Annotated in this window: 5 protein-coding genes; all 5 read right to left on the reverse strand. The window is 35.2% G+C overall.

Annotated features, from left to right (window positions below):
- Positions 1-102 precede the first annotated feature (102 nt).
- The 5 genes from RB622_RS29725 to RB622_RS29745 all read right to left on the reverse strand — a co-directional run bounded on the left by RB622_RS29725 (position 103) and on the right by RB622_RS29745 (position 5,794).
- On the reverse strand, positions 103-906 hold the full coding sequence (locus RB622_RS29725) for a capsule assembly Wzi family protein (protein WP_308050472.1): 804 nt from the start codon (positions 904-906) through the stop codon (positions 103-105).
- 253 nt (positions 907-1,159) lie between these two features.
- Entirely contained in the window at positions 1,160-2,635 is a 1,476-nt protein-coding gene (locus RB622_RS29730) for a capsule assembly Wzi family protein (RefSeq protein WP_308050474.1), read from the reverse strand.
- Positions 2,636-3,637 carry a sugar transferase gene (locus RB622_RS29735; RefSeq protein ID WP_308050475.1) on the reverse strand — a complete coding sequence of 334 codons (1,002 nt, stop codon included), beginning with the start codon at positions 3,635-3,637 and terminating at the stop codon, positions 2,636-2,638.
- A 192-nt stretch (positions 3,638-3,829) separates the two neighbouring features.
- The gene (locus RB622_RS29740; protein ID WP_308050476.1) at positions 3,830-4,615 is read right to left on the reverse strand and encodes an FkbM family methyltransferase; all 786 of its coding nucleotides are present in this window, start codon (positions 4,613-4,615) and stop codon (positions 3,830-3,832) included.
- 45 nt (positions 4,616-4,660) lie between these two features.
- Complete coding sequence (locus RB622_RS29745; RefSeq protein WP_308050477.1) at positions 4,661-5,794, reverse strand: glycosyltransferase family 4 protein; 1,134 nt, start codon at positions 5,792-5,794, stop codon at positions 4,661-4,663.
- Positions 5,795-6,314: the final 520 nt, after the last annotated feature.

A 6,314-nucleotide genomic window follows, 5' to 3' on the forward strand; every position in this document is an offset into this window, starting at 1 on the left:
GAGGTAAGCAACTTTCTTCCCGATGAACTCAGGCGTGCATTTTTAATCATTTCTAATACCATATCTGTTTCTCGTTTTGAGGCTACAAACTGGTCCAATGATTCAAGCGGTTAGGAACAAATGATTGGTTTGATTTTGAGTATTTACGACCTCAAACAACACCGAATTAATTACAAAATTATTTTTTTGATTATTTGACTGCTTATTTCTGGTAATTTTAACTCCGTTGAGACCGTCGGAAAAATTGATGATCCTGAATAAGGACCCAGTCTCATAAATATTTTGCCGATATAAAAAATATGACCACTCATTTTTCCGCCATTTTATTCCCAGATCTATTGTCCCAAAGTGGAATCCTATTTTTCTGTAATCCAGCGTTTTTCCGGTGATAGTATACCAATAGGCTTTGGGTGGTTTTAAATCATAAATGGGAAGTATCTTAGCTTCTCCTCCCCAAATGGCCTGATGGTTGATGCCGCCAAACAATTGAATCTTGCTCTTTGTATGCCCTATCCTGATATAAAGGGACTTTTGATGAAAATAGGTGACGGGAACACTTGACACACTACCATACAGAATACCACTTTTCCCGAATCTGCCATCCGAATAATTTGCTTTGACTGCAATCAAGTCATTTGTAAAACCAAGAGGCAAAAACTCAGGGATTGAAATTTGAAAACGGGGAAAAGGCCTGGCATTACCGGCCATCGCAAGGGAACCGGAGGTGAGGGCAGAATCTAAGAGACCTATTGTATTTTTTCTCTGACCGGCCATAAATTCAACGGGGCCGATTTTGCTGGAAACAAACAAATCCAAAAAAAAGATATCTTTTGATTTTCCATAGTTTGTGGCAAGTTCTACACCCGCGGCCCATTGAAATAGTCTTGGATTGTGAGGATGATACATCTTTTGTAACCCCCAGATACCCGAGGTGAAAGTACCATTTTGCGGAACTGCGCCATTTTGGTTAGCCTGAAGCCAAAACGGAGTTTGTTTGGTACTACCTGCTACGTATATTGTTGCGGTATATTTTAAAGTTGAGTCCTGGGCATATGAGCTTAATATGGCGAAAAAAAAAGGAATCAAAAGAAAACAGCGGGACCGATAGCAGCATTTAAATCTCATAAAATGCTTTTAGAATTCCAGTAAAGTGATAATGTTATTTTAGAAAACCAACTTTTCGCCAGCCAATAGTAATAGCTGATGTATTAGGGTATAATTTGCCCTGATCACCCGCTAAACTTAGGCTTAAAAGACTGGTATTCCAAATGCGAACTGGTTTTTCGACGCGAATGAGTAAAGAATACTGATTCAATGAAGGAGAAAAAGGAGTAGCGTATGTCCCGAAATTTTGCGAATAGGTTCCTTTTATTAAAAAGTCAATTTTATTAAAAGAGCCCATTAACCCGAGATGGATTGCCATAATCCGGTTGTTGATAGTGAATCCTCTGCCGTCACGGGGTATGTCATTACTTAACATATTTGTTGGGGCGACTAATGGCGTCCCCAAGGCTCGTCCTCGATAAGACCATCCTTGATCATAAACGTAGTGATTGAAATAGTTATCGTTACCAAAAATACCTTGGTCAAAATTGAAAACATTGCCTCCTTGTTCCTTCGTGTAAACAAATTCTAGTAATAAGGTGTTTAATTTTAGGGAAAGATCATTTCTATCAATTTTCGCTCTTCTAAATCTTAATCCATTAAGACCATCCTTGATATTGGTAAGTTGCGCCAATGAGCCATCTTCATATATATTTTGTCGGTATAAGAAAATGTTCCATGCATTTCCTCTCCATTCTGCCGCTATGTCGATAGTTCCAAAATGATTTCCAACTCGGCTATTTGCCCAGGGTTTCCCTAAAATAACGTATTTATAAGCTTCCCAGGTTTTTAAGCCACCAGCGAAAATTTTCTCTTCACCACCCCAGATGGCCTGGTGGTTGAAACCAGCATACAAGCTTAATTTGTGACGTTTGCCTCCCACGCGAAAATAAAGTGACTTTTGGTGCATGTAGGTTACTGGGATTTCCCTAACGTTCCCATAATTAATTTTACTCGAGCCCAAGAGGCCATCGGAATAATTAAATTTGAACGAAATGATGTCATTAAAAGGGATGATGTTAACAAAATTGGGAGTTGCTATTTGAAACTTTGGATAGGGCCGTGTATTATCAGACATGGCAATTCCTCCCGAAGTGAGTGTGCTATCAGACAAACCCATAAATTCTCTTCGTGGGCCTACACTTATTTCTACCGGTCCGATCTTAAGGGCAGCGTACAAATCAGTAAAAAAAATAGTGTTTGATTTACCGGTATTTGTAATGAGCTGCGCACCTGCAGACCACTGGATCAGTCGAGGATTTCCCGGATTATAAACTTTGAAAATGCCCCATTGCCCTGAAACGAAGGAGCCATTTAGGGGAATGACCCCATACTGATTAGTTTGCAACCAATATGGAGTCATTCCATTGGCTAATGATGTCTGTATGTTTGCTGAATAAGTTATTGTCGAATCCTGTGCGTTGGTTAGACCGGTACTTAATATAAGAAAGATAAATAAAATAAGTACAGGGATAGTCCTCATTATTAATGATAGGAAAATTTCTGAAACCAGGTAAATTGGAATATTCAATTAGAGCCCTTTTCTACCGAGTATAACCCAGATTGTTAAAAAAATAATTTTGAGCTCCAGCTGTATGCTCCAGTTTTTTATGTAATAAAGGTCATACATCAATTTGTGACGGGCATCGAATACACCTGCCCCATATGGATACATTACCTGGGCATAACCCGTAATGCCAGGTTTTACGTTATGCCTGATATTGTAATAAGGAATCGTTTCATCAAAAGTTTCTGTAAATACGGGTCGTTCCGGTCTCGGACCAATCAAAGAAATATCTCTCCGGAAGATATTTATGATTTGAGGAAGTTCATCAATCCTGCTCGAACGCATAAAAGAACCGTATGAGAAAATACGTGAATCCTTTTTTTTGGAAAAGCTGGCTCCGTTTATTTCAGCATCCATACGCATAGACCGGAATTTTATACAACCAAAATGCCTATTATGCATACCTACTCTTTTCTGGAAGTAAAAAACAGGACCTGGCGATTCTAGTTTTATGCGAAAATAGCTTAAAATCCACAAGGGGAGGCTAAGCAGAAAAAGTGTTGCGGAAATAGAAACATCTATTATCTTTTTGGGATAACGTACCCTTCTACCAAAAGTCAGGAGTGTACTAATATTTGGATTAGTCTCTGCGATATTGTCAGGAATGTAAACCTTTTTTAAAATAGTTTCACAAAAATCATAAACGGTACTGATTCTGATGGATTTGTTTCTTCGGACTACTAATTCATAAATCACATGATATTTGCTATCATATTGAGGATTAGTAACGAGATGAATCTTTTCAAATTTATCCAAAAGAGGACTAACTTCATTATTTAATAAAAAATCATCGTCCGTTGATTGAGGGATTAGAATTATTTCCTGATATTTTTTCAGTAAAAAAGCTAAATCATACTTTTGAAGAAAATAGTCATAGCAGGTAATAATCAGCACTTCATTGGTTGTTGCAGTCTTACTGCGTAAACGATGAATACAAGTGCGATAGGTTGTATACGTTTTCCTCATGTTGCTGAAGATAGATGTGTGTTTTATTTACAAGTTTATATAATAAACTTGTAAAAAGGAAATTTTATTTTTAATATTAGTAACATGAACTGAAGTAAGCAGGAGCAGGGTTATTCGTATACTTCTAAATAGACTAAGTAAATATCAAATTGTATAAAATTAATTATCTTGTTTTAGTTAAAATGTTGATTGTTAGGTACTACGTGTTTTACTTGGTACTAAATCCCTATTTACAATAATTGTGTTTTCTCCAATTTGACCGAAGCTATAATTATTAAATGCTTGATTAATTGCGGAAAAGAAAGGTTTAGAACAGCCATCTGTAATCCAGTCATGTAGTTCTATAATGATAACTTTGGTTTTTGGTAGCCAAGTCATATAGTCACCGCTAAATAATTGTTTTTCAGCAGACTCAATATCAAGTTTAAGTAGATCTATATATTCTAAATGAAATTCATTCATTATATCATCTATTGTGATTGTATTTATTTCATTGTGCAGTGACGCGTCGTTATTGCATTCCTCAACTATCATTCCCCACTTCCCAAATCCATATTTATCTGTGAGCTTGGTACATGTCTTTGTTGGCCACAAGCCCTTATGTTTAACATATATATTGTCGTAATTTTTAATATTAGTATTTAGCAATTCCACATTTTCGATGTCAGGTTCAATAGCGATAATTTTAGCATCCGGAAATCGGTTTTTAAAATAAACACATGATAAGCCAATATTAGCTCCTCCATCAATAATTGTTTGTGGTTCAAAATCTAAATTTATGTCATATTCTTTATACACAAATATTTGAGCAAAAACTTTGTCGTCCGAAGTACCTGGACGTAAATGGATTGAATGCTTTATATTAGCGAGGTTTATTGTTTTATTATTTTTCAAAGCTTTTCCAATTAAAAAGAACGAGCCTTTAATAATTCCTAGCTGTGAAAAGAAGAGCATTACTTTCTTTAGGTTTTCTAACATTTGTGTATTGTTTAATATAATTGGTTACAAATTATATAGTTAAAATTACAATTCATGAAGTAATTTCATAATAGTCTTACCTGTGACATCCCAATTTAATCTACTTTCATATTCATGAAAAGATGAAAGAGCTAATTGTTTATATAATTCCTTATTGCTAAAAATGGATTGTATATAATCTGCGTAAACATTTTCGTCAGATACTAATGGAAATGCTTTTCCATTAAGGCCATCTCTAAGTATAGTCGATATACCGCCAACATTTGTACTTATACATGGCAATCCAAAAGAGTTAGCCTCTGAAAAAACGATTGGAGTGCAATCTGCCTGAGTTGGCAATATTAGGAAATTGCTTTGAGCCAGAAGTCTATCGATTTTGTTTCTTCCTTCTTTATTAGACTTACTTATGTAACCATGGTTTATAATAAAGCTGGGAATATTGGACAAAGGGATATTTTTTATCCCTGCAATATGTAAAGTTGTTTTTAAACCCATTTCGTTCAACCTTGCGGCAATCTTAACCGCCATATCTCCTCCTTTTCTACTCCAATCAACAGCAAGAAACAAAAGATTACACTGAGTTGTAGATCGAGTTGCAATTATGCCTTTAATAATTTTTAAGTCCCGATCAGATTGAATATTGGAGCCAAAGGGTACTACTTTTACCTTTGACGGCTCGACGTTATAATTGTCAATTGCTGTTTTTGCAGCCCAATCAGAAGAATAAATGGCCAAATTTGAATTATCTAAAGCTTGCTGCTCTAAATAATTTCCATTTGCAATATTATTGTTAGACAGATTATTAAGGTATTCATAAAAACCTATCATTCCCGCAAAAGTGGCATCGGTATAAAAAACCTTCGGTTTGTTAGTTTTTAATAAAGATATTGGTGTTGTTCCAGGGGAAAAAATAAGGTCTGAATTTGGTTTCAATAAGATTTCTATTTGCCTTGCATATTGTTCTGCAACATAAGGCTCCCTGCTTAAATCAACATTTTTACCTATTAGCTTATTGTAGATTTTATTTAGGTATAAATTAATTCCTGGTTTTGCAGTCAGATTGCCAATGTAATCAAGCTCATTATCTTGATTTTTGAGAGCTTCAGCAATCATAAATCCAGTTCCCGACCAGTTACGAATATCCAGTGCGTTGTAAGTAGTAATGTAGGAAATTTTCATCTTAATACTTTTATTTTAATGTGTGGCACCCTAGCAACAGCAGTTCAAAGATGCTAAGCTAATATAGATATTTACTCAAACTTTCAAAACAAATGTCAGGTTTTTAATATTAACAGTTGGCTTATGCATTGTTATTAAAAGTATAGTTGTCAGCCACTATAGTGATTTTTAAAAGGAAATAGGATTAATTTGTGGCAATATTGAGAGGTTGCCCCATTGAGCATACGTTTAATTTGAATTCTTGCATATATCCTATACTGTGTGTATCCTTAAATATTTGACAAGTTCAAATTGAAAATGTATAAATCAAAGAGTGAAAAAAAGGAGCAATAGATATGAATAGGAAAAAGTGTTAGTTCTGATAACATCACACCGCTTCTGACTATGTTTAGTGTAGGCATTGCTCTTTCCGCTTAAAACTTGGACTGATTATGCAGCGATTTGAAGGTTAAAATATTCTTTTGGTGTTTTCATTTTTAAAGCTGAATGGGGAGCAAAATCATTATATTCATCTACCCAG

Origin of the sequence: Dyadobacter sp. LHD-138 (assembly GCF_030929615.1) — a bacterium.
Lineage (GTDB): Bacteria > Bacteroidota > Bacteroidia > Cytophagales > Spirosomataceae > Dyadobacter.